The following is a 609-nucleotide window of genomic DNA, read 5'->3' on the forward strand; positions in this document are numbered from 1 at the left end:
CCCTTGGCCAGCGCCTTCGCGACGGCAGCCTCGACGCTCGCCTCGTCCAGCGGGAACTCCACGGTCCCGTCGGAGAGCACGCGCTCCTTCACCCCGAAGATCTTGTCGCGCGAGACCAGCGGCGCGCCCCGGCGGGAGAAGAGGCTGTACGCCTCCGGCATGCGCAGCCGGGCCAGCTCGATCACATCCTCGAAGCGCTCGGTCGTGATGAGGGCGAGGTTGGCGCCCTTGCGCTGGATGACCGTGTTGATGCCGACCGTCGTGCCATGCACGAAGCTGGTGATGTCCTTCGGCGCGACGCCGTGCCGCTCCTCCAGCAGGTCCAGGCCGCGCAGGAGCTCGGCGCCGGGCGTGTCCGGCGTGGTCAGGACCTTGAGGCTGTGCAGCTCTCCGACATCCTCGTCCCAGAGGCAGAAATCGATGAAGGTGCCGCCGATATCAACGCCCACGCGATGACCCATGAGAAAGCCAAGCTCCACTGTCCGATGCCCCGAGTATGGCGTCCCCGTGACGGAGGTCGATGGAAAAGGTACGGATATGCCATAACCTCCGGTTATGGCTTTTCGGGAACCTCGCCATGAATGCCCGCCAGCTCGAGATCTTCCACGC

The 609-nt window shown here is 65.8% G+C and carries 1 protein-coding gene; it reads right to left on the minus strand.

The window, feature by feature from the left end; translation table 11 throughout:
- Nucleotides 1-461 (minus strand): hydantoinase/oxoprolinase N-terminal domain-containing protein (locus AC1DWF_RS36185; protein WP_476843271.1); only part of this gene is annotated, 461 nt, incomplete at its 3' end.
- Nucleotides 462-609 lie beyond the last annotated feature (148 nt).

It is taken from the genome of Aminobacter sp. P4_D5, from assembly GCF_056401815.1.